This window comes from Burkholderia sp. Ax-1720, from assembly GCF_011753035.1.
GTDB lineage: Bacteria > Pseudomonadota > Gammaproteobacteria > Burkholderiales > Burkholderiaceae > Burkholderia > Burkholderia gladioli.
The window spans coordinates 1-20,168 of sequence record NZ_VWWK01000136.1 but is presented as its reverse complement, the minus strand read 5'-3'; the positions used below and the strand labels follow the sequence as shown (position 1 = coordinate 20,168).

The following is a 20,168-nucleotide window of genomic DNA, read 5'->3' as shown; positions in this document are numbered from 1 at the left end:
GTCCGGCGCAGCCGGTGGCCGGGGAGGGCGCGCCGGCCGCCGGCGGCAAACCGCCGGCCACCGGCCTGGTGGGTGGTCCTGAAGGGCGCCTGGCGGACCTGGCGGCGCGCCCGATCGGCGGCTTCGAGGCTGCCGCCGCCGGGCTCACGCTGTTCGTGGCCGGCGCGAGCCGCCTGCTCGACCTGGAACTGAGCGCGCTCGAATCGCAGGGCCGGGGCCAGATCGTCTCGCGCCCGCGCGTGGTGACGGCCGATCGCGCGCCGGCCCTGATCGAGCAGGGTACCGAACTGCCCTACCAGGCCAAGGTGGGGCGCGGCGTGTCCGGCGTGCAGTTCCGGCGCGCCACGCTCAAGCTCGAGGTGGAGCCGCAGATCACGCCCGACGGCCACGTGGTGCTCGACCTGGACATCGCCAAGGACAGCGTGGGCGAGCAGACCGACGCGGGGCCGGCGATCCACACCAAGCACGTGCGCACGCGGGTCGAGGTCGAAAATGGGGGCACGGTCTCGATCGGCGGTATTTACGAGCGCAACGAATGGGACGATGTGACTCGGGTGCCGGTCTTGGGCAAAATACCGGTCCTGGGGGCGCTGTTCCGCCATAAGGCGCTGCGCGAGCGGTCGAGCGAGCTGGTGGTCTACATCACCCCGCGCGTGCTCGGCACCGCCGAGCACGAGGACGGCGATCCGGGCGATCCTCCCCCCGATCCGGCCGCGGGCCCGCCGGGCGTCCCGGAAGCGGCGGAGGCGCCGGCGCAGCCGCATTGAGCTGCGGCCGGCCGCGCTCGACAAGGCCGGCGCTTTGCCAGTAAGCTGCCGCACACACCAGCAAGATTGAAGCAGAGGAAGCCGTTGCAAGCGCGGGACCCACACGCAAGCGTATTTTTCGTCGGACTCATGGGAGCAGGTAAAACCACCGTGGGTCGTGCGGTCGCGCGCCGTCTCGACAGGCCGTTCTTCGATTCCGACCACGAGATCGAGGCCCGCACCGGCACGCGCATCCCGGTCATCTTCGAACTCGAGGGCGAGGCGGGTTTCCGCGATCGCGAGGAAAAGATGATCGACGAGCTGACGCAGCGCGACAATGTCGTGCTGGCCACCGGCGGCGGCGCGGTGATCCGTCCCGAGAATCGCGACGCCCTGCGATCGCGCGGCATCGTCGTCTATCTGCGCGCCAATCCTCACGATCTCTGGCTGCGTACCCGCAAGGACAAGAACCGCCCGCTGCTGCAGACGGAAGATCCCAAGGCCCGGCTCGAGGCGCTCTACGAGGCGCGCGATCCGCTCTATCGCGAATGCGCGCATTTCGTGATCGAAACCGGCCGGCCGTCCGTCAACGGGCTCGTCAACATGGTGCTGATGCAGCTCGAGCTGGCCGGCATCGTCGCCAAGCCGCTACAAGCATGATTACCGTCAATGTCGACCTGGGCGATCGCGCCTACCCGATCCATATCGGCGATGGCCTGATCGGCCGCACCGAGCTGTTTGCCCCGCATATCAAGGGCACGTCCGTCACCATCGTGACCAATACCACCGTCGAGCCGCTCTATGGCGAGGTGCTGCGCGCCGCGCTCGCGCCGCTCGGCAAGCAGGTCAACACGGTGGTGCTGCCCGACGGCGAATCCTACAAGCACTGGGAAACGCTGAACCTGATCTTCGACGGGCTGCTCGGCTCGCGCGCCGACCGCAAGACCACCCTGATCGCGCTGGGCGGCGGCGTGGTGGGCGACATGACCGGCTTCGCGGCGGCCTGCTACATGCGCGGCGTGCCCTTCATCCAGGTGCCCACCACGCTGCTCTCGCAGGTCGATTCCTCGGTCGGCGGCAAGACCGGCATCAACCACCCGCTCGGCAAGAACATGATCGGCGCGTTCTACCAGCCGCAGGCCGTGATCGCCGACATCGGCGCGCTGCGCACGCTGCCGGAGCGCGAGCTGGCGGCCGGCATCGCCGAGGTGATCAAGACCGGCGCGATCGCCGATGCCGCCTTCTTCGACTGGATCGAGGCCGATATCGAGGCGCTCAACCGTCGCGAGCCGGCCGCGCTGACCGAGGCGGTCAAGCGCTCGTGCGAGATCAAGGCCCGCGTGGTGGCCGCCGACGAGCGCGAGGGCGGGCTGCGCGCGATCCTCAATTTCGGCCATACCTTCGGCCACGCGATCGAGGCCGGCCTCGGCTACGGCGAGTGGCTGCACGGCGAGGCGGTCGGCTGCGGGATGGTGATGGCGGCCGATCTCTCGGTGCGCCTGGGCCGGCTCGACGACGCCGCCCGCCGGCGCCTGGACCGCGTGATCGCGGCCGCCCACCTGCCGGTGCGCGCCCCCGACCTGGGCGCCGCGCGCTATGTCGAGCTGATGCAGGTCGACAAGAAGGCCGAGGCCGGCGCGATCAAGTTCATCGTGCTCGACGGGCTCGGCACGGCGGCCATCACCGCGGCGCCCGACGAGATCGTCGAGGCCACGCTCGCGGCCGCCATCGGCTAACATCGGTCGCATTCCGGCGCGATCCGGCCCCGGCGCCTTGCCAGGGCCGGTCTGATTTCCGCATCGAGCCGGCCATGTACCGGGTGCCGGATCGGCCGGCGCCCCCGCAGTGGAGGAGACAGTGAGCGAAACACCCCGCGAGTTGCCACACCCCACCGACGCTTCCCGCCAAGGCCGCTCCGGTAGCTCGGCCGGTCCCGTCGCGGCGCCCACCGTCGCCGCGCTCGAAGCGCACCTCGCCCCCTACGCGGCCCATTCCGCGAACACGCGCGGCCGCCGCCATCCCGAGACGGCGCCCGCCGCGCGCACCGAATTCCAGCGCGACCGCGACCGCATCGTCCATTCGACGGCCTTCCGCCGCCTCGAATACAAGACCCAGGTGTTCGTGAACCACGAGGGCGACCTGTTTCGCACGCGCCTGACGCACAGCCTCGAGGTCGCGCAGATCGCGCGCTCGGTGGCGCGCAACCTGCGGCTGAACGAGGACCTGGTGGAGGCGATTTCGCTGGCGCACGACCTCGGCCATACGCCCTTCGGCCATGCCGGGCAGGACGCGCTCAACGAGTGCATGCGCGAGCACGGCGGTTTCGAGCACAACCTGCAGAGCCTCGCGGTGGTCGACGAGCTGGAGGAGCATTACGGCGCCTTCGACGGCCTGAATCTCTGCTTCGAGACGCGCGAGGGCATTCTCAAGCATTGCTCAAGGGAGAACGCGCGCCGGCTCGGCGAGCTCGGCGAGCGCTTCCTCGACGGCCGGCGGCCCTCGCTGGAGGCGCAGATCGCCAACATCGCCGACGAGATCGCCTACAACAACCACGACGTCGACGACGGCCTGCGCTCGGGCCTGATCTCGATCGAGCAACTGGCGGGCGTGGCGCTCTGGCGCCGCCACCACGATGCCGCGCTGGCCGATTTCCCCTCGCTGGAAGGCCGCCGGCTGGTGCACGAGACGGTGCGGCGCATCATCAATACGCTGATCGTCGACCTGATCGACGCGACCACGCGCAACCTGGCCGAGCACGCGCCGGCCTCGCTCGACGACGTGCGGCGCTGCCCGCAACTGGTCGCGCACAGCGCCGTGATCGCCGAGGAGGCGGCCGAGCTCAAGCGCTTCCTGTTCCGCAACCTCTATCGTCACTACAAGGTGATGCGCATGGCCAACAAGGCGCAGCGCGTCGTCAAGGGGCTCTACCAGGCCTTCACCGGGGATCCGCGCCTGTTGCCGCCGGCCTACCAGAGCGACGACGCGGCCGCCCAGCCGCGGCTCGTCGCGCACTATATCGCCGGCATGACCGACCGCTTCGCGTTGAAAGAATATCAACGCCTTTTTGTCATGGACGAGAATTAGACTGCCGCGTTTTGGCTCGACGGGACAACGCGGCGGGCAACAACAGCGGTCGGACATTCGAGCCGGCCGCACACCATTTGGAGATGGTCAATGAGAGTCAACACCCTGGTTCGCTCGCTGGCTGCGGGCGGCATGATCTGGTTCGGAATGCAGAATGCCGCCTTCGCCGCCACCGAGATCCAGTTCTGGCACGCGATGGAAGCGGCGCTCGGCGACAAGGTCAACGCGATCGCCGACCAGTTCAACGCCTCGCAGAGCGACTACAAGATCGTGCCGGTGTTCAAGGGCACCTACGACCAGGCGCTGGCCGCCGGCATCTCGGCCTATCGCAGCGGCAACGCGCCGGCGATCCTCCAGGTGTATGAAGTCGGCACCGCCACCATGATCCAGGCCAAGAAGGCCGTGATCCCGGTCTCCGAGGTGTTCAAGCAGGCCGGCGTGCCGCTCGACGAGAAATCCTTCGTGCCGACCGTGGCCAGCTACTACAGCGACGCGAAGACGGGCCAGCTGGTGTCGATGCCGTTCAACAGCTCGACGCCGGTGCTGTACTACAACAAGGACATGTTCAAGAAGGCCGGGCTCGATCCGAACCAGCCGCCCAAGACCTGGGCCGAGCTGAAGACCGATGCCGAGAAGCTGCGCAAGGCCGGCTCGACCTGCGGCTACACCACCGGCTGGCAGGGCTGGATCCAGCTCGAGAACTACAGCGCCTGGCACGGCCTGCCGTTCGCCACGCGCAACAACGGCTTCGACGGTACCGACGCGGTGCTCGAATTCAACAAGCCGCGGCAGGTCGCCCATATCCAGTTCCTGCAGGACATGGCCAAGGAAGGCAGCTTCACCTATGCCGGCCGCAAGGACGAGGCCACCGGCAAGTTCTACAGCGGCGACTGCGCGATCATGACCACCTCGTCGGGCGCGCTGGCCACCATCCGCAAGTACGCGAAGTTCGATTTCGGCACCGGCATGATGCCCTACGACGCCGACGTGAAGGGCGCGCCGCAGAACGCCATCATCGGCGGCGCGAGCCTGTGGGTGCTGGGCGGCAAGGACGCCAACACCTACAAGGGCGTGGCGAAGTTCCTGGCCTACCTGAGCTCGGCCCCGGTGGCCGCCAAGTGGCACCAGGACACGGGCTACCTGCCGGTCACCACGGCCGCCTACGACCTGACGCGCGAGCAGGGCTTCTACGCGAAGAACCCGGGCGCCGACACGGCCACCAAGCAGATGCTGAACAAGCCGCCGCTGCCGTTCACCAAGGGCCTGCGCCTGGGTAACATGCCGCAGATCCGCACCGTGGTCGACGAGGAGCTCGAGCAGGTCTGGGCGCAGAAGAAGACGCCGCAGGCGGCGCTCGACTCGGCCGTCTCGCGCGGCAACGAGCTGCTGCGCCGCTTCGAGAAGCAGGGCTCCTGAGCCCGGCCCGCCGCCGCGCCCCGGCGCGGCGGCGTTTCGTTTCCTTCGACGGAATTCCTCCGATGTCATCCCGCTCCCGTTTCGGCACGAGCGTGCTGCCCTACCTGCTGGTCGCGCCGCAGCTCGCGATCACGGCGATCTTCTTCCTGTGGCCGGCCGGCGTCGCGCTCTGGCAGTCGACCCAGACCCAGGACGCGTTCGGCACCACCAGCGAATTCGTCGGCCTGGCGAACTTCGCGCACCTGTTCGGCGATCCGCTCTACCTCGATTCGTTTCGCACCACCCTGGTGTTCAGCGCGCTGGTCACCATCGGCGGGCTGGCGGTGTCGCTGCTGCTGGCGGCCTGCGCCGATCGCGTGGTGCGCGGCGCGCGCAGCTATCGCACCCTGCTGATCTGGCCTTACGCGGTCGCGCCAACGATTGCGGCCGTGCTGTGGGCCTTCCTGTTCAATCCGAGCATCGGCGTGATCACCTATGCGCTGGCCCGGCTCGGCATCGTCTGGAATCACGCGCTCGACGCGAACCAGGCGATGGCGCTGGTGGTGGTGGCCTCGATCTGGAAGCAGGTCAGCTACAACTTCCTCTTCTTCTACGCCGGCCTGCAGGCGATCCCGCGCTCGCTGATCGAGGCGGCCGCGATCGACGGCGCCGGCCCGGTGCGACGCTTCTTCAACATCGCGCTGCCGCTGCTCTCGCCGACCAGCTTCTTCCTGCTGGTGGTGAACCTGGTCTATGCCTTCTTCGACACCTTCCCGGTGATCGACGCGGCCACCGCCGGCGGCCCCGGCCAGAGCACCAAGACGCTGATCTACAAGATCTTCACCGAAGGCTTCCAGGGGCTCGACATCGGCAGCTCGGGCGCGCAATCGGTGGTGCTGATGGCGATCGTGGTGGCGCTCACCGTGGTGCAGTTCCGTTTCGTCGAACGCAGGGTGCAATACTCATGATCGAGAATCGCAGGGGTTTCGACCTGTTCTGCCACGCGGTGCTGATGGTGGGCGCCGTGCTGGTGCTGTTCCCCGTCTACGTGGGCTTCTGCGCCGCCACCATGAACGCGCAGGAGGTGTTCCGGGTGCCCATGTCGCTGATCCCGAGTACCCACCTGTTCGAGAACATCGCCACCATCTGGAGTCGCGGCAGCGGCGCGACCACCACGCCGTTCGGCATCCTGCTGATGAACAGCCTGGTGATGGCGCTGGTCATCTCGATCGGCAAGATCGCGGTGTCGATCCTGTCCGCCTACGCGATCGTCTATTTCCGCTTCCCGTTTCGCAACACCGCGTTCTGGCTGATCTTCGTCACCCTGATGCTGCCGGTCGAGGTGCGTATCTTCCCGACCGTGCAGGTGGTCTCGACGCTGCACCTGACCAACAGCTACGCGGGCCTGACGTTGCCGCTGATCGCCTCGGCCACCGCCACCTTCCTGTTCCGGCAGTTCTTCATGACCCTGCCCGACGAGCTGATGGAGGCCGCGCGCATCGACGGCGCCGGGCCGCTGCGTTTCTTCTGGGACGTGGTGCTGCCGCTGTCGCGCACCAGCATCGCCGCGCTGTTCGTGATCACCTTCATCTACGGCTGGAGCCAGTACCTGTGGCCGATCCTGGTCGCCACCGACGGCGCGATGTCGAACGCGGTGGTGGGCATCAAGTCGATGATCGCCAGCGGCGACGCGGCCACCGAATGGCACCTGGTGATGGCCGCCACCATGCTGACCATGCTGCCGCCGCTGGTGGTGGTGCTGGCCATGCAGCGCTGGTTCGTGCGCGGCCTGGTGGACACCGAAAAATAACCGCTTATCCGGAGAGTTTCGAAGCATGGCTGCACTGAGCTTGAATGGCGTCAGGAAGACCTATGACGGCAAGCACGTCGTCCTGCACGGGATCGATGTCCAGATCGAGGATGGCGAATTCATCGTGCTGGTCGGGCCGTCCGGCTGCGGGAAGTCGACCCTGCTGCGGATGATCGCGGGCCTTGAGAGCGTCTCCGAGGGCGAGATCGCGATCGGCGGGCGGGTGGTCAATACGCTGGAGCCCAAGGATCGCGATATCGCGATGGTGTTCCAGAACTACGCGCTTTATCCGCACATGACGGTGGCGCAGAACATGGGCTACGGCCTGAGGATCCGCGGCATCGAGCGCGCCACCATCGAGGCGCGGGTGGCCTCGGCGGCGAAGATCCTCGAGCTCGAGCCGCTGCTCGGGCGGCGCCCGCGCGAGCTCTCGGGCGGCCAGCGCCAGCGCGTCGCGATGGGGCGCGCGATCGTGCGCGAGCCGGCGGTGTTCCTGTTCGACGAGCCGCTCTCGAACCTCGACGCCAAGCTGCGCGTGCAGATGCGGCTCGAGATCCAGCGCCTGCATGCACGGCTGCGCACCACCAGCGTCTATGTCACGCACGACCAGATCGAGGCGATGACGCTGGCGCAACGCGTGATCGTGATGAATCGCGGCCATGCCGAGCAGATCGGCGCGCCGGTCGAGGTCTACGAGAAGCCGGCGACGCTGTTCGTGGCGAGCTTCATCGGCTCGCCGGCGATGAACCTGCTGCGCGGCCGGCTGTCGGCCGATGGCAGCGTGTTCGAGGTGGCCGAGGGCGGCCCGCGCCTGCCGGTGGCCGGCGCTCCCGGCATCGGCCGCGAGGTGGCGCCGGGCGCCGAGTGGGTGCTCGGCGTGCGGCCCGAGCATATGACGCCGCAGCCGGGCATGCCGGTCGCGCCGTTGACGGTCGACTCCTGCGAGCTGCTGGGCGCCGACAATCTCGTCCACGGTCGCTGGGGCGCCGGCGACGTGGTGGTGCGGTTGCCGCATGCGGATCGCCCTGCGCCCGGCACGGCGCTGCCGGTGTCGCTGCCGGCCCACCGGCTGCACTTCTTCGATCCGGTCACGGGCCGGCGCGCCAACTGATACGCGGGGACGAGACCATGACGGATCCGAAATCCTGGCCCTACGAAGGTATCGCGCGCATCGTCGCGCATCGCGGCGGCGGCAAGCTCGCGCCCGAGAACACCCTGGCGGCGCTCGAGGAGGGCGCGCGGCGCGGCCATCGCATGGTGGAATTCGACGCCAAGCTGTCCGCCGACGCGGTGAGCTTCCTGCTGCACGACGACGGCGTCGAGCGCACCTCGAACGGCCGGGGCCCGGCCGCCGCGATGCGCTACCAGGAACTGGCCGCGCTCGACGCGGGCGCCTGGTTCGACGCGCGCTTCGCCGGCGAGCAGATGCCGACGCTGGAGGCCGCCGCCGCGCGCTGTCTCGCGCTCGGCCTGGCGGCCAACGTCGAGATCAAGCCCTGCCCGGGCCGCGAGGTCGAGACGGGCGAGCGGGTGGCGCTCGACACGGCGCGCTACTGGCGCGGCGCGGCGGTGCCGCCGCTGCTGTCCTCGTTCTCGGTGGATGCGCTCGATGCGGCGCGCCGCGCGGTGCCGGACCTGCCGCGGGGCCTGCTGGTCGAGACCCTGCCGGACGACTGGCGCGCGCTCGCCGCCGAACTCGGCTGCGTCGCGCTGCATGCCAACCATCGCGAATTCGATGCGGCCCGCGTGGCGGAGATCCGCGCCGCGGGCCTGCGCATGCTGGCCTACACGGTCAACGAGCCGGCGCGTGCCCGCGAGTTGATGGACTGGGGCGTCGACCTGATCTGCACCGATCGCATCGACCTGATCGGTCCCGATTTCACCTGAAGCTTGTGGCGAGACCGCCTGTCGATCGCCTTCCGTATCGACGAGCGGGTCGAGCCTATCCATCCTCGCCTGCCGATAGCGGGCCAGATCGCCGGTGAATGATTCGCCTGGCCGAGCATCGCCTCCAAATCGGAACGATTTTTCGGCCGGAGCGGCCTGGCGGGAAAAATGAAAATATCGCCGATCGGCTATTTGGGGTAGGAATCTACTCCGAAGAGCGGGCCGCAAGGCATGCTCGCGGCCCGCTTTCGTAACGTCAGGAAAAAATCGCTACAAATTGCAGCGAAATTAACCATTCCCCAAATATTCGACTACGCTTAGAAGCGGTACCCGATGTTGACGTAGCTGACGATCGGGTCGAGCTTGATGTGAGCTTGAGACGTGCGCGTCAGCGTGCCGACCTGGGTGGCGGACTGGCTCGTCAGGGTGGCCGTCAAGCTGACCGGGATGTACGAGATCGACAGGCCGGCGAACCAGTGCTTGTTGAAGTTGTAGTTGAAGCCGGCGTTGAACACGGGCGCCCACTGGTTGCTGGTGGTGACGTTGGTCGGGCCGCCCAGCACGCCGCGCTCGAAGGCGGTGTTGGTCAGCTTGGCGCCGGTGAAATAGATGTACGATGCGCCCACGCCCACGTAGGGACGGAACTTGGCCTCGGCGCTGTTGAAGTAGTACTTGAGCAGGACAGCCGGGCTCCACTGATAGGCGCGGCCGAGCGTGCCGAACTGTTCGAACGAACCCTTGCCGTCCAGATTGAACTTTGGCGGGATCCCGTAGACGAACTCGGCAGCGATGTGGTCGGTCACGAAATACCCGGCGGTGAAGCCGAGCGTGTCGGAGTCGCTGATGCCGGCGCCGGTGTTGGGCACCGACTGGTTGACGGACCTGCCGCCGACGGTCATCACCTTGAGCGGATCGCTCGAGTCCTGCGGGGCGAGGTGGAACCAGCCCGTGGTGACGTAGAAGCTACCTGCCGATTGCGCTTGCGCGGCGGTGCCGGCAGTCATGAATGCGAGCGCAACGGCCCCCGTAATGGCCAATTTTTGTTTCATGGGTGTGTCTCCTCCTCGATTTAAGGCGTGCTCATTATGACCACGGCGTTTCAAACGGAACAGGCTTGTAAGCTAGAGCAATCTCCCTAGGTTTCGTACGAACGTGCGATTCCTCCCTGCCGCGCGGGGCTCTGCGCGGATGCAGTCATTCGGGCCTTCGGGTTTTTCCTAACGCGATCAAACGGACATTCAGCATGGCACGGCTAGCACGACTCTATGTTCCCGATCAGCCGCAGCACGTCATCCTGCGCGGCCTCGATCAGCAACCGGCGTTCGTCGACGATCAGGATTACGAGCTGTTCATCGATTGCCTGAAGGCGGCGGCGCGCGATCATCAACTGGCGGTGCATGCTTACGTGCTGCTGCCGCGGCAGGTGCAGCTGCTCGTCACCCCGAGCGACGAGGCGAGCCTGCCAAAGGCGATGCAGGCGGTAGGCCGGCGTTACGTCGCGCACTTCAACCGACGCTACTCGCGGCGCGGCACGTTGTGGGAAGGCCGCTACCGCGCCACCGTGATCGAGGGCGAGCGCTATTTCCTGCTCGCCAGCCGCGTGGTGGAGCTGAGCCCGGTGCGCGCGCAGCTGGTGCAGGCGGCCGAGGCCTATCGCTGGTCGAGCTACCGCCACCACATCGGCCTGACCGTCGACAGCCTGATCACCGACCACCCGCTCTACTGGGCGCTCGGCAATACGCCGTTCGAACGGCAGCGCGCCTACAAGGAGCTCTGCGAGCAGCCGCTCGACGAGCGCCAGACCGAGCAGCTCCAGCAGGCCACCCTGAAGGGCTGGGTGCTGGGCGGCGAGACCTACCGCGAGTGGGCGGCGCGCACCGCCAATCGGCGCGTTTCGCCCCTGCCGCGCGGTCGGCCGCGTAAGGTACGTGAAAACAACGGCCCACACAACCCGCCCGCGCACCAGTAAGCCGGGCCGGCGAATCAAAAGGCGGCATCTTCGGATGCCGCTTTTTTTGCACCAAATCGATACGTCCCTAATAAAATAGCACCAAATCGAAACATCCATTTAATTGGTGTCAGAGCAAGCGGTTTTATTTGCTATTCCGTTGATTCGTCGCGTATATTCCGAATTCCGGCAGGCCGGGCGCAACTGTGTCCGGCTTTGGCCCGCCACGCCGCCGCCGAAGCGGCGGGCCCAAAAGCAGATGTTTCAACGGCCGCGAGGCCCTTACTCAGACGGTGTCCCCATGAACGACCACCAAGAGCCGCAGCGCGCGGTCCCCGCCGCGCAAGGTCTGTACGACCCGCAGAACGAGCACGACGCTTGCGGCGTCGGCTTCGTCGCTCACATCAAGGGCAAGAAGAGCCACGAGATCATCGAGCAGGGTCTGAAGATCCTGGAGAACCTCGATCACCGCGGCGCGGTCGGCGCCGATCCGCTGATGGGCGACGGCGCGGGCATCCTGATCCAGATTCCGGACGCGTTCTATCGCGAGGAAATGGCGCGCCAGGGCGTGACGCTGCCGCCGGCCGGCGAATATGGGGTCGGCATGATCTTCCTGCCGAAGGAAAACGCCTCGCGGATCGCCTGCGAACAGGAACTGGAGCGCACCGTCAAGGCGGAAGGGCAGGTGGTGCTGGGCTGGCGCGACGTGCCGGTCGATTCGAGCATGCCGATCTCGCCGACGGTGAAGGCCTCCGAGCCGCTGATCCGCCAGATCTTCATCGGCCGCGGCAAGGACGTGATCGTCACCGACGCGCTCGAGCGCAAGCTGTACGTGATCCGCAAGACCGCCAGCCACCGCATCCAGGCGCTCAAGCTCAAGCACGGCAAGGAATACTTCGTGCCGTCGATGTCGGCGCGCACCATCGTCTACAAGGGCCTGCTGCTGGCCGGCCAGGTCGGCGTGTACTACCGCGACCTGCAGGACGTGCGGGTGGTCTCGGCGCTGGCCCTGGTGCACCAGCGCTTCTCGACCAACACCTTCCCGGCCTGGGAACTGGCCCACCCGTACCGGATGATCGCCCACAACGGCGAGATCAACACCGTCAAGGGCAACGTCAACTGGCTCAACGCACGTACCGGCGCGATCGCCAGCCACGTGCTCGGCGACGACCTGCCCAAGCTCTGGCCGCTGATCTACCCCGGCCAGTCGGACACGGCCTCGTTCGACAACTGTCTCGAGCTGCTGGTGATGGCGGGCTACCCGCTGGTCCACGCGATGATGATGATGATCCCGGAAGCCTGGGAACAGCACACGCTGATGGACGACAACCGCCGCGCCTTCTACGAGTACCACGCCGCGATGATGGAGCCGTGGGACGGCCCCGCCGCGATCGCCTTCACCGACGGCCGCCAGATCGGCGCGACGCTGGACCGTAACGGCCTGCGTCCGGCGCGCTACATCGTCACCGACGACGACCTGGTGATCATGGCCTCGGAAGCCGGCACGCTGCCGATCCCCGAGTCGAAGATCGTCAAGAAGTGGCGCCTGCAGCCGGGCAAGATGTTCCTGATCGACATGGAGCACGGCCGCATCATCGACGACAAGGAACTGAAGGACAACCTCGCCAACGCCAAGCCCTACAAGAGCTGGATCGACGCGGTGCGCATCAAGCTCGACGAGATCGAGCCCAAGGACGAGGACGTCGCGGCCGAGCGCCGCTCGGCGTCGACGCTGCTCGACCGCCAGCAGGCCTTCGGCTACACGCAGGAAGACCTCAAGTTCCTGATGGCGCCGATGGCGCAGCAGGGCGAGGAAGCGGTCGGCTCGATGGGCAACGACTCGCCGCTGGCGGTCATGTCCAACAAGAACAAGACGCTCTACCACTACTTCAAGCAGCTGTTCGCGCAGGTCACCAACCCGCCGATCGACCCGATCCGCGAGAACATGGTGATGTCGCTGGTGTCCTTCATCGGCCCGAAGCCGAACCTGCTCGACACGCAGAACGTCAACCCGCCGATGCGCCTCGAAGTCTCGCAGCCCGTGCTCGACTTCAAGGACATCGCCAAGATCCGCTCGATCGACCAGTACACCGGCGGCAAGTTCAGCGCCTACGAGCTGAGCATCTGCTACCCGGCCGGCTGGGGCAAGGAAGGCATCGAGGCGCGCCTGGCCTCGCTGTGCGCCGAGGCCGCCGACGCGGTCAAGTCGGGCTACAACATCCTGATCGTGTCGGATCGCAAGACCGACGCGGACACGGTGGCGATCCCGGCGCTGCTGGCCACCTCGGCGATCCACTCGCACCTGGTCGACCAAGGCCTGCGCACCAGCACCGGCCTGGTGGTCGAGACCGGCTCGGCGCGCGAGACGCACCACTTCGCGCTGCTGGCGGGCTACGGCGCGGAAGCGGTCCACCCGTACCTGGCGATGGAAACGCTCGCCAAGCTGGCCGAAGGCCTGCCGGGCGACCTGTCGGCCGAGAAGGCGATCTACAACTTCACCAAGGCGGTCGGCAAGGGCCTCTACAAGGTGATGTCGAAGATGGGCATCTCGACCTACATGTCCTACACCGGCGCGCAGATCTTCGAAGCGGTCGGCCTGGCCGGCGAGCTGGTCAACAAGTACTTCAAGGGCACGGCCTCGAAGGTCGGCGGCATCGGCCTGTTCGAGGTGGCCGAGGAAGCGCTGCGCCTGCATCGCGACGCCTTCGGCGACAACCCGCTGCTGCGCGACATGCTCGACGCGGGCGGCGAGTACGCGTTCCGGATCCGCGGCGAGGACCACATGTGGACCCCGGATTCGATCGCCAAGCTGCAGCACGCCACGCGCAGCAACTCGTACCAGACGTACAAGGAATACGCGCACCTGATCAACGACCAGACGCGCCGTCACATGACCTTCCGCGGCCTGTTCGAGTTCAAGGTCGATCCGTCCCGCGCGATCCCGATCGACGACGTCGAATCGGCCAAGGATATCGTCAAGCGCTTCGCCACCGGCGCGATGTCGCTGGGCTCGATCAGCACCGAGGCGCACGCCACGCTGGCGGTGGCGATGAACCGCATCGGCGGCAAGTCGAACACCGGCGAGGGCGGCGAGGACGTCAACCGCTACAGGAACGAGCTACGCGGCATCCCGATCAAGAGCGGCGAGACGCTGCGCTCGGTGATCGGCGAGGAAGTGGTGCGCGACATCCCGCTCAAGGACGGCGATTCGCTGCGCTCGAAGATCAAGCAGGTGGCCTCGGGCCGCTTCGGCGTGACGGCCGAGTACCTGTCCTCGGCCGACCAGATCCAGATCAAGATGGCGCAGGGCGCGAAGCCCGGCGAGGGCGGCCAGCTGCCCGGCCACAAGGTCTCGGAATACATCGGCAAGCTGCGCTACGCGGTGCCGGGCGTCGGCCTGATCTCGCCGCCGCCGCACCACGACATCTACTCGATCGAGGATCTGGCGCAGCTGATCCACGACCTGAAGAACGTCAACCCGGTGGCCAGCATCTCGGTGAAGCTGGTGTCGGAAGTCGGCGTGGGCACGGTGGCGGCGGGTGTCGCCAAGGCCAAGGCCGACCACGTGGTGGTGGCCGGCCATGACGGCGGCACCGGCGCCTCGCCGCTGTCCTCGCTCAAGCATGCCGGCACGCCCTGGGAACTGGGCCTGGCCGAAACCCAGCAGACCCTGGTGCTGAACGGGCTGCGCGGGCGCATCCGCGTGCAGGCCGACGGCCAGATGAAGACCGGCCGCGACGTCGCGATCGGCGCGATGCTCGGCGCCGACGAGTTCGGCTTCGCCACCGCGCCGCTGGTGGTCCAGGGCTGCATCATGATGCGCAAGTGCCACCTGAACACCTGCCCGGTCGGCGTCGCCACGCAGGACCCGGTGCTGCGCGCGAAGTTCTCGGGCCAGCCCGAGCACGTGGTGAACTACTTCTTCTTCGTCGCCGAGGAAGTGCGCGAGATCATGGCCCAGCTCGGCATCGCGAAGTTCGACGAGCTGATCGGCCGCGCCGACCTGCTCGACACGCGCAAGGGCGTCGAGCACTGGAAGGCCAAGGGCCTCGACTTCTCGCGCGTGTTCTACCAGCCGCAGGTCGAGAACGCATCGACGCGCCACGTCGACGTGCAGGACCACGGCCTCGAGCGCGCGCTCGACCACACGCTGCTCGAAAAATCGAAGGCGGCGATCGAGAACGGCGAGCACGTGTCCTTCATCCAGCCGGTGCGCAACGTGAACCGCACGGTCGGCGCGATGCTCTCGGGCGTGATCGCCAAGAAGTACGGCCGCGACGGCCTGGCCGACGATGCCATCCATATCCAGCTGAAGGGCACGGCGGGCCAGAGCTTCGGCGCCTTCCTGGCGAAGGGCGTCACGCTCGACCTGGTCGGCGACGGCAACGACTATGTCGGCAAGGGCCTGTCGGGCGGCCGCATCATCATCCGCCCGACCAACGACTTCCGCGGCAAGTCCGAGGAAAACATCATCTGCGGCAACACGGTGATGTACGGCGCGCTGGAAGGCGAGGCCTTCTTCCGCGGCGTGGCCGGCGAGCGCTTCTGCGTGCGCAACTCGGGCGCCACGGCGGTGGTCGAGGGCACCGGCGACCACGGCTGCGAATACATGACGGGCGGCACGGTGGTGGTGCTCGGCGAGACCGGGCGCAACTTCGCGGCCGGCATGTCGGGCGGCCTGGCCTATGTCTACGATCCGGACGGCAGCTTCGCGGCCAAGTGCAACAAGGCGATGGTCGCGCTCGATCCGGTGCTGCAGCAGGTCGAGCAGGAACGCACGGTCGACCGCGCGATCTGGCACGCCGGCCAGACCGACGAAGCGCTCCTGAAGGGGCTGATCGAGCGTCACTTCCAGTTCACCGGCTCGCCGCGCGCGAAGTCGCTGCTGGAAAACTGGGATGCGGCGCGCCGCCAGTTCGTGAAGGTGTTCCCGCACGAATACAAGCGCGCGCTCGGCGAGATCGCGGCCGCCAAGGCCGCGAAGGAAGCCGTCGCAGCCTGACGCCGACGATCGAAATGAACTAGCGAACGTGCCCGCCGCTCGATGCGGCGGGCACGGGTCCCCACCCGAACCACCCCCGATTCAGACGAGAACCTTATGGGCAAGGCAACCGGTTTTCTCGAGTTCGAACGCCGCCACGAGGCGTACGAGGCTCCGCTCACCCGTGTGAAGCATTACAAGGAATTCGTCGCGGCGCTGTCCGACGACGACGCGAAGGTCCAGGGCGCGCGCTGCATGGACTGCGGCATCCCGTTCTGCAACAACGGCTGCCCGGTCAACAACATCATTCCGGACTTCAACGACCTGGTGTATCGCCAGGACTGGCAGCAGGCCATCGAGGTGCTGCACTCGACCAACAACTTCCCCGAGTTCACGGGCCGCATCTGCCCGGCGCCCTGCGAGGCGGCCTGCACGCTCGGCATCAACAACGACCCGGTCGGCATCAAGTCGATCGAGCACGCGATCATCGACAAGGCCTGGGCCGAAGGCTGGGTCAAGCCGCTGCCGGCCGCCCACAAGACCGGCAAGAAGGTGGCCGTGGTCGGCTCCGGCCCGGCGGGCCTGGCGGCCGCGCAGCAGCTCGCGCGCGCCGGCCACGAGGTGACGGTGTTCGAGAAGAACGATCGCGTCGGCGGCCTGCTGCGCTACGGCATCCCCGACTTCAAGCTGGAGAAGTGGCTGATCGACCGCCGCATGCGCCAGATGGAAGCCGAGGGCGTGACCTTCCGCACCAGCGTGTTCATCGGCAAGGATCCGCTGCCGCCGCAGATCGGCAGCCTGGCGAAGGAAACCATCTCGCCTGACACGCTCAAGGAAGAGTTCGACGCGATCGTGATCGCGGGCGGCTCGGAAACGCCGCGCGACCTGCCGGTGCCGGGCCGCGAGCTCGAGGGTGTGCATTTCGCGATGGACTTCCTGCCGCAGCAGAACCGCGTCAATGCCGGCGACAAGGTGGCCGACCAGCTGCTCGCCAAGGGCAAGCACGTGGTGGTGATCGGCGGCGGCGATACCGGTTCGGATTGCGTGGGCACCTCGAACCGCCACGGCGCGAAGTCGGTCACGCAGTTCGAGCTGCTGCCGCAGCCGCCCGAGCAGGAAAACAAGCCGATGGTCTGGCCGTACTGGCCGATCAAGCTGCGCACCTCCTCGTCGCACGACGAGGGCTGCGAGCGCGATTGGGCGGTCGCCACCAAGCGCCTGGAAGGCAAGAACGGCAAGGTCGAGAAGCTGATCGCCGCGCGCGTCGAGTGGAAGGACGGCAAGATGGTCGAGGTGCCGGGCTCGGAGTTCGAGATGAAGGCCGACCTGGTGCTGCTGGCGATGGGCTTCACGCAGCCGGCCGCGCCGGTGCTGGATGCCTTCGGCGTGGCCAAGGATGCGCGCGGCAACGCGCGCGCGGCCACCGAGGGCGAGCGCGCCTACACGACCTCGGTCGACAAGGTGTTCGCGGCCGGCGACATGCGCCGCGGCCAGTCGCTGGTGGTCTGGGCGATCCGCGAAGGCCGCCAGTGCGCGCGCTCGGTCGACGCGTTCCTGATGGGCCATTCGGAACTGCCGCGCTGAGCGGCGACGCGCGGGACGCCAGCCGGCGTCTCGCCGCGGATGTGAAAAGAGCACGCTTTTGCGTGCTCTTTTTCCTTGCGGCGGAGCCGGCTGCGAATGCGCTCAGGCGGCGGCCTCGTCGCGCCGCACCTCCAGCGTGCGGTCGTGGAACTGCGCCAGCGACTCGCGGTGCGCGATGCTGACGATCGCCGCGCCCGGCAGGCGCGCCGCCAGCAGGCCGTAGAGATGCGCCTCGTTCTCGGCGTCGAGCGCGCTGGTGGCCTCGTCGAGGAACAGGAAGTCGGGCTTGTGCAGCAGCACGCGCGCGCCGGCCAGGCGCTGCTGTTCGCCCGGCGAGAGGATTTGGGTCCAGTGGCCCGATTCCTCCAGGCGGCCGGCGTAGTCTTCCAGCCCGCTGTCGCGCAGCGCCGCGCGGCAGTCCTCGTCGCTGAAGCGATCGACCGCCGACGGATAGGCCAGCGCGCCCTTCAGCGTGCCGATCGGCAGGTAGCTGCGCTGCGGCACGAACATCATGGCGGCGCCGACCGGCGCGTCGATCGCGCCCTCGCCGAACGGCCAGAGGCCCGCCATCGCGCGCATCAGCGTGCTCTTGCCGGCGCCCGAGGGGCCGCGCACCAGCCAGCGCGAACCCGGCTCGATGCTGATGTCGTCGATGCGCGACAGCGGCTTGCCGTCGGGCAGGGCGAGGCGCAGGCCGTGGGTGCCGAGGTTCTGCTCGTCCACGTAATGCAGGTTGATGCCGCCGCGCTCGGTGGCCGGCGACATCGATTCCTTCAGGTGCGAGGCGCGCGTGACGCGCTTGAATTCGCGCAGACGATTGACGGTCGCGCGCCAGTCCACCAGGGTGCCGTAACTGTTCACGAACCAGGAGAAGGAGTCGCTGACGGTGCCGAAGGCGCCGACGATCTGCATCAGCACGCCGAACGAGTAGGCGCCCGCGAAGTAGCGCGGCGAGGCCACGGCGATCGGGAAGATGTTGGCGAGCTGGGCGTAGAAGCTGATCACGAAGGTCATGCGCTTGGTGATCGACATCACGCGCCGCCAGTTCTCGCGGATATGGCCGAACAGGTCGAGCGCGCCCTGGCGCTCGCGCGACATGCCGTCGTAGAAGGCGATCTGCTCGGCGTTCTCGCGGATCCGGATCAGGCCGAAACGCAGGTCGGCCTCGACGCGCTGCTGCTGGTAGGTGATCGAGACCAGCGGATGGCCGGCCTTGTAGGTCACGTAGGAGCCGATCAGCGCGTAGATCGCGGCGGCCCAAACCATGTAGCCGGGAATCACGAAGCTGGTGCCGCCCAGCGAGATGGTCGCCGCGCCCGCGATCGACCAGAGGATCACGATGAAGGAGAACAGCGTGACCACCGTCGAGAGCAGGTCGAGCGTCAGCGACAGCGTGCTGGTGGCGAGCGAATTCAGGTCGTCGGTGATCCGCTGGTCGGGGTTGTCGGCCAGCCGGTCGCGCTCGATGCGGTAGAAGGCGCGGTCGCCGAACCAGTCGTCGAGCGCCTGGGTGGTGATCCATTGCCGCCAGCGGAAACCCAGCAACTGGCGCAGGTAGCGGCTATAGACGGCGATGATGATGAAGGAGAACGCATAGCCGGCGAAGATCATCAGCAGGTGCGGCACCTGGGCGGCGTCCTTCTGCTGCAGCGCGTTGTAGAAGGCGCCGTTCCAGGCATTGAGCCGGACGTTGATCCAGACCACCGTGAGATTCATCGCGATGATCGCGATCAGCAGCGACCAGGCCAGCTTCCATTCCGAGGACACCCAGTAGGGCTTGATCAGGCTCCACGCGGAGATGCGGGCGTCGTCGGGCGGCGCGTCGTTCGCGGCGCGGGCGGCGGGGGACGAGGGCGTCATGGGTTTCCTGCGTTTGGGGGGCGCGATGCCGGGTTGTCGAAGCGATGCGCGAGCCGGGCCGCGCATCCAAACAAAATCGTGCCAGTTGGCGACAGCTTGCCGCGGATTGTGCGGCGCCTCGCTTAAACGGCTCTTAACCGCGCCGGGGCGCCATCGGGGCGAATCCGGCGGCCGGCCGAAACAGGGGCCATTGTGCCAGCACCGCGTGACGGCGCGCAGATCGGGGTCGAACGACCAGACCTGGCCAGGTGCCTCGCCGCAACCGGCCGCCGCCTGCCGCGCGATGCGGCGGCGCGGTTTGCGGGCGTTCGGGCTTCTGTGGTCTAATGGCCGCCTGACGAAACAGGGGTGCTTTGCTGCCCGCCGGAGCCGGAAACGGACCTCGGGCGATGCGGCGGCAAGGCTGAGAGAGACCCTTCGCACCCGATCCGGGTAATACCGGCGCGGGAAGTTTCCGATACCACCGGGTCGCGCGCTGTTTCCACGCTGTCGCCATGCTCTTGCCATCCATTGCGATGGTTCGACATGGGCGCCGCCCGGTCGGCCCAGGCCGCCGGTTTCGTCCGTTCGATCACGCCCTCGCGCGTCACGGAAGGAGCCCATGCCCGTTCTTCACGTCCAGCCGTTTTCCCCTGATTCCGATGCTTCGCGGTGCTGCCCGCCGTGGCCGGCTTGCGTTCGCGTGCTTGCCGGCGACGGCAGTCGCGCCGACCTCGCGGCGGAGCGCGTGCGATGAGCCGCGCCGCCGGCGAGCGCCCCGATATCGCCGTGCTGGGCGGCGGCCTGGTCGGCCGCCTGATCGCCTGGCGGCTGGCGGGGCTGGGCATGCGCGTTGCGCTCTACGAGCGCGGCGACGCGGCCGGTACGGGCGCG

General features: G+C 67.6%; 14 protein-coding genes, 1 pseudogene and 1 riboswitch. Of the genes and pseudogenes, 13 read left to right on the top strand and 2 right to left on the bottom strand.

Translation table 11 applies throughout. The annotated features are described in order from the left end of the window. The 9 genes and pseudogenes from F3J18_RS27455 to ugpQ form a co-directional block, all read left to right on the top strand. Positions 1-767 (top strand): annotated as a pseudogene (locus F3J18_RS27455) (type IV pilus secretin PilQ); the annotation flags it as partial. Between the two features lie 84 nt (positions 768-851). Continuing rightward, the gene (locus F3J18_RS27450; protein WP_025099448.1) at positions 852-1,406 is read left to right on the top strand and encodes a shikimate kinase; all 555 of its coding nucleotides are present in this window, start codon (positions 852-854) and stop codon (positions 1,404-1,406) included. Further along, a complete protein-coding gene (aroB, locus tag F3J18_RS27445) occupies positions 1,403-2,482 on the top strand; it encodes a 3-dehydroquinate synthase (protein WP_166915270.1) in 1,080 nt (359 codons plus the stop codon). Before F3J18_RS27450 ends, aroB begins: the two co-directional genes overlap by 4 nt. A 121-nt stretch (positions 2,483-2,603) precedes the next feature. Beyond that, on the top strand, positions 2,604-3,830 hold the full coding sequence (locus tag F3J18_RS27440; RefSeq protein ID WP_166915268.1) for a deoxyguanosinetriphosphate triphosphohydrolase: 1,227 nt from the start codon (positions 2,604-2,606) through the stop codon (positions 3,828-3,830). 90 nt (positions 3,831-3,920) lie between these two features. Beyond that, positions 3,921-5,246, top strand: coding sequence for a sn-glycerol-3-phosphate ABC transporter substrate-binding protein UgpB (gene ugpB, locus F3J18_RS27435; RefSeq protein WP_025099445.1), 1,326 nt, complete (start codon positions 3,921-3,923; stop codon positions 5,244-5,246). 62 nt (positions 5,247-5,308) lie between these two features. Continuing rightward, entirely contained in the window at positions 5,309-6,193 is an 885-nt protein-coding gene (gene ugpA, locus F3J18_RS27430; RefSeq protein ID WP_025099444.1) for a sn-glycerol-3-phosphate ABC transporter permease UgpA, read from the top strand. Next, complete coding sequence (gene ugpE / locus F3J18_RS27425) at positions 6,190-7,035, top strand: sn-glycerol-3-phosphate ABC transporter permease UgpE (RefSeq protein ID WP_025099443.1); 846 nt, start codon at positions 6,190-6,192, stop codon at positions 7,033-7,035. Before ugpA ends, ugpE begins: the two co-directional genes overlap by 4 nt. A gap of 25 nt (positions 7,036-7,060) precedes the next feature. Then, positions 7,061-8,146 carry a sn-glycerol-3-phosphate import ATP-binding protein UgpC gene (locus F3J18_RS27420; RefSeq protein ID WP_025099442.1) on the top strand — a complete coding sequence of 362 codons (1,086 nt, stop codon included), beginning with the start codon at positions 7,061-7,063 and terminating at the stop codon, positions 8,144-8,146. A 17-nt stretch (positions 8,147-8,163) separates the two neighbouring features. Continuing rightward, the gene (gene ugpQ, locus F3J18_RS27415) at positions 8,164-8,922 is read left to right on the top strand and encodes a glycerophosphodiester phosphodiesterase (protein ID WP_166915266.1); all 759 of its coding nucleotides are present in this window, start codon (positions 8,164-8,166) and stop codon (positions 8,920-8,922) included. A gap of 317 nt (positions 8,923-9,239) precedes the next feature. Here ugpQ and F3J18_RS27410 read toward each other — a convergent pair whose 3' ends face one another. Beyond that, positions 9,240-9,971, bottom strand: coding sequence for an OmpW family outer membrane protein (locus F3J18_RS27410; RefSeq protein ID WP_025099440.1), 732 nt, complete (start codon positions 9,969-9,971; stop codon positions 9,240-9,242). 194 nt (positions 9,972-10,165) lie between these two features. Between F3J18_RS27410 and F3J18_RS27405 the strand changes: the two genes are divergently transcribed. From F3J18_RS27405 to F3J18_RS27395, 3 genes are all read left to right on the top strand, one after another. Beyond that, positions 10,166-10,891, top strand: coding sequence for a transposase (locus tag F3J18_RS27405; RefSeq protein WP_013696412.1), 726 nt, complete (start codon positions 10,166-10,168; stop codon positions 10,889-10,891). Positions 10,892-11,171: 280 nt separating this feature from the next. Next, a complete protein-coding gene (locus F3J18_RS27400; RefSeq protein WP_025099439.1) occupies positions 11,172-15,872 on the top strand; it encodes a glutamate synthase-related protein in 4,701 nt (1,566 codons plus the stop codon). 96 nt (positions 15,873-15,968) lie between these two features. Next, positions 15,969-17,435, top strand: coding sequence for a glutamate synthase subunit beta (locus F3J18_RS27395; protein ID WP_025099438.1), 1,467 nt, complete (start codon positions 15,969-15,971; stop codon positions 17,433-17,435). 102 nt (positions 17,436-17,537) lie between these two features. Here the strand turns inward: F3J18_RS27395 and F3J18_RS27390 are convergent, their stop codons facing one another. Beyond that, on the bottom strand, positions 17,538-19,295 hold the full coding sequence (locus tag F3J18_RS27390; RefSeq protein ID WP_025099437.1) for an ABC transporter ATP-binding protein/permease: 1,758 nt from the start codon (positions 19,293-19,295) through the stop codon (positions 17,538-17,540). A gap of 334 nt (positions 19,296-19,629) precedes the next feature. Then, a riboswitch (TPP riboswitch) is annotated at positions 19,630-19,762 on the top strand. 265 nt (positions 19,763-20,027) lie between these two features. On the opposite strand from F3J18_RS27390, the gene F3J18_RS27385 reads away from it, so the two are divergent. After that, the coding region (locus F3J18_RS27385; protein ID WP_240156444.1) for an FAD-dependent oxidoreductase at positions 20,028-20,168 on the top strand (141 nt) is incomplete at its 3' end.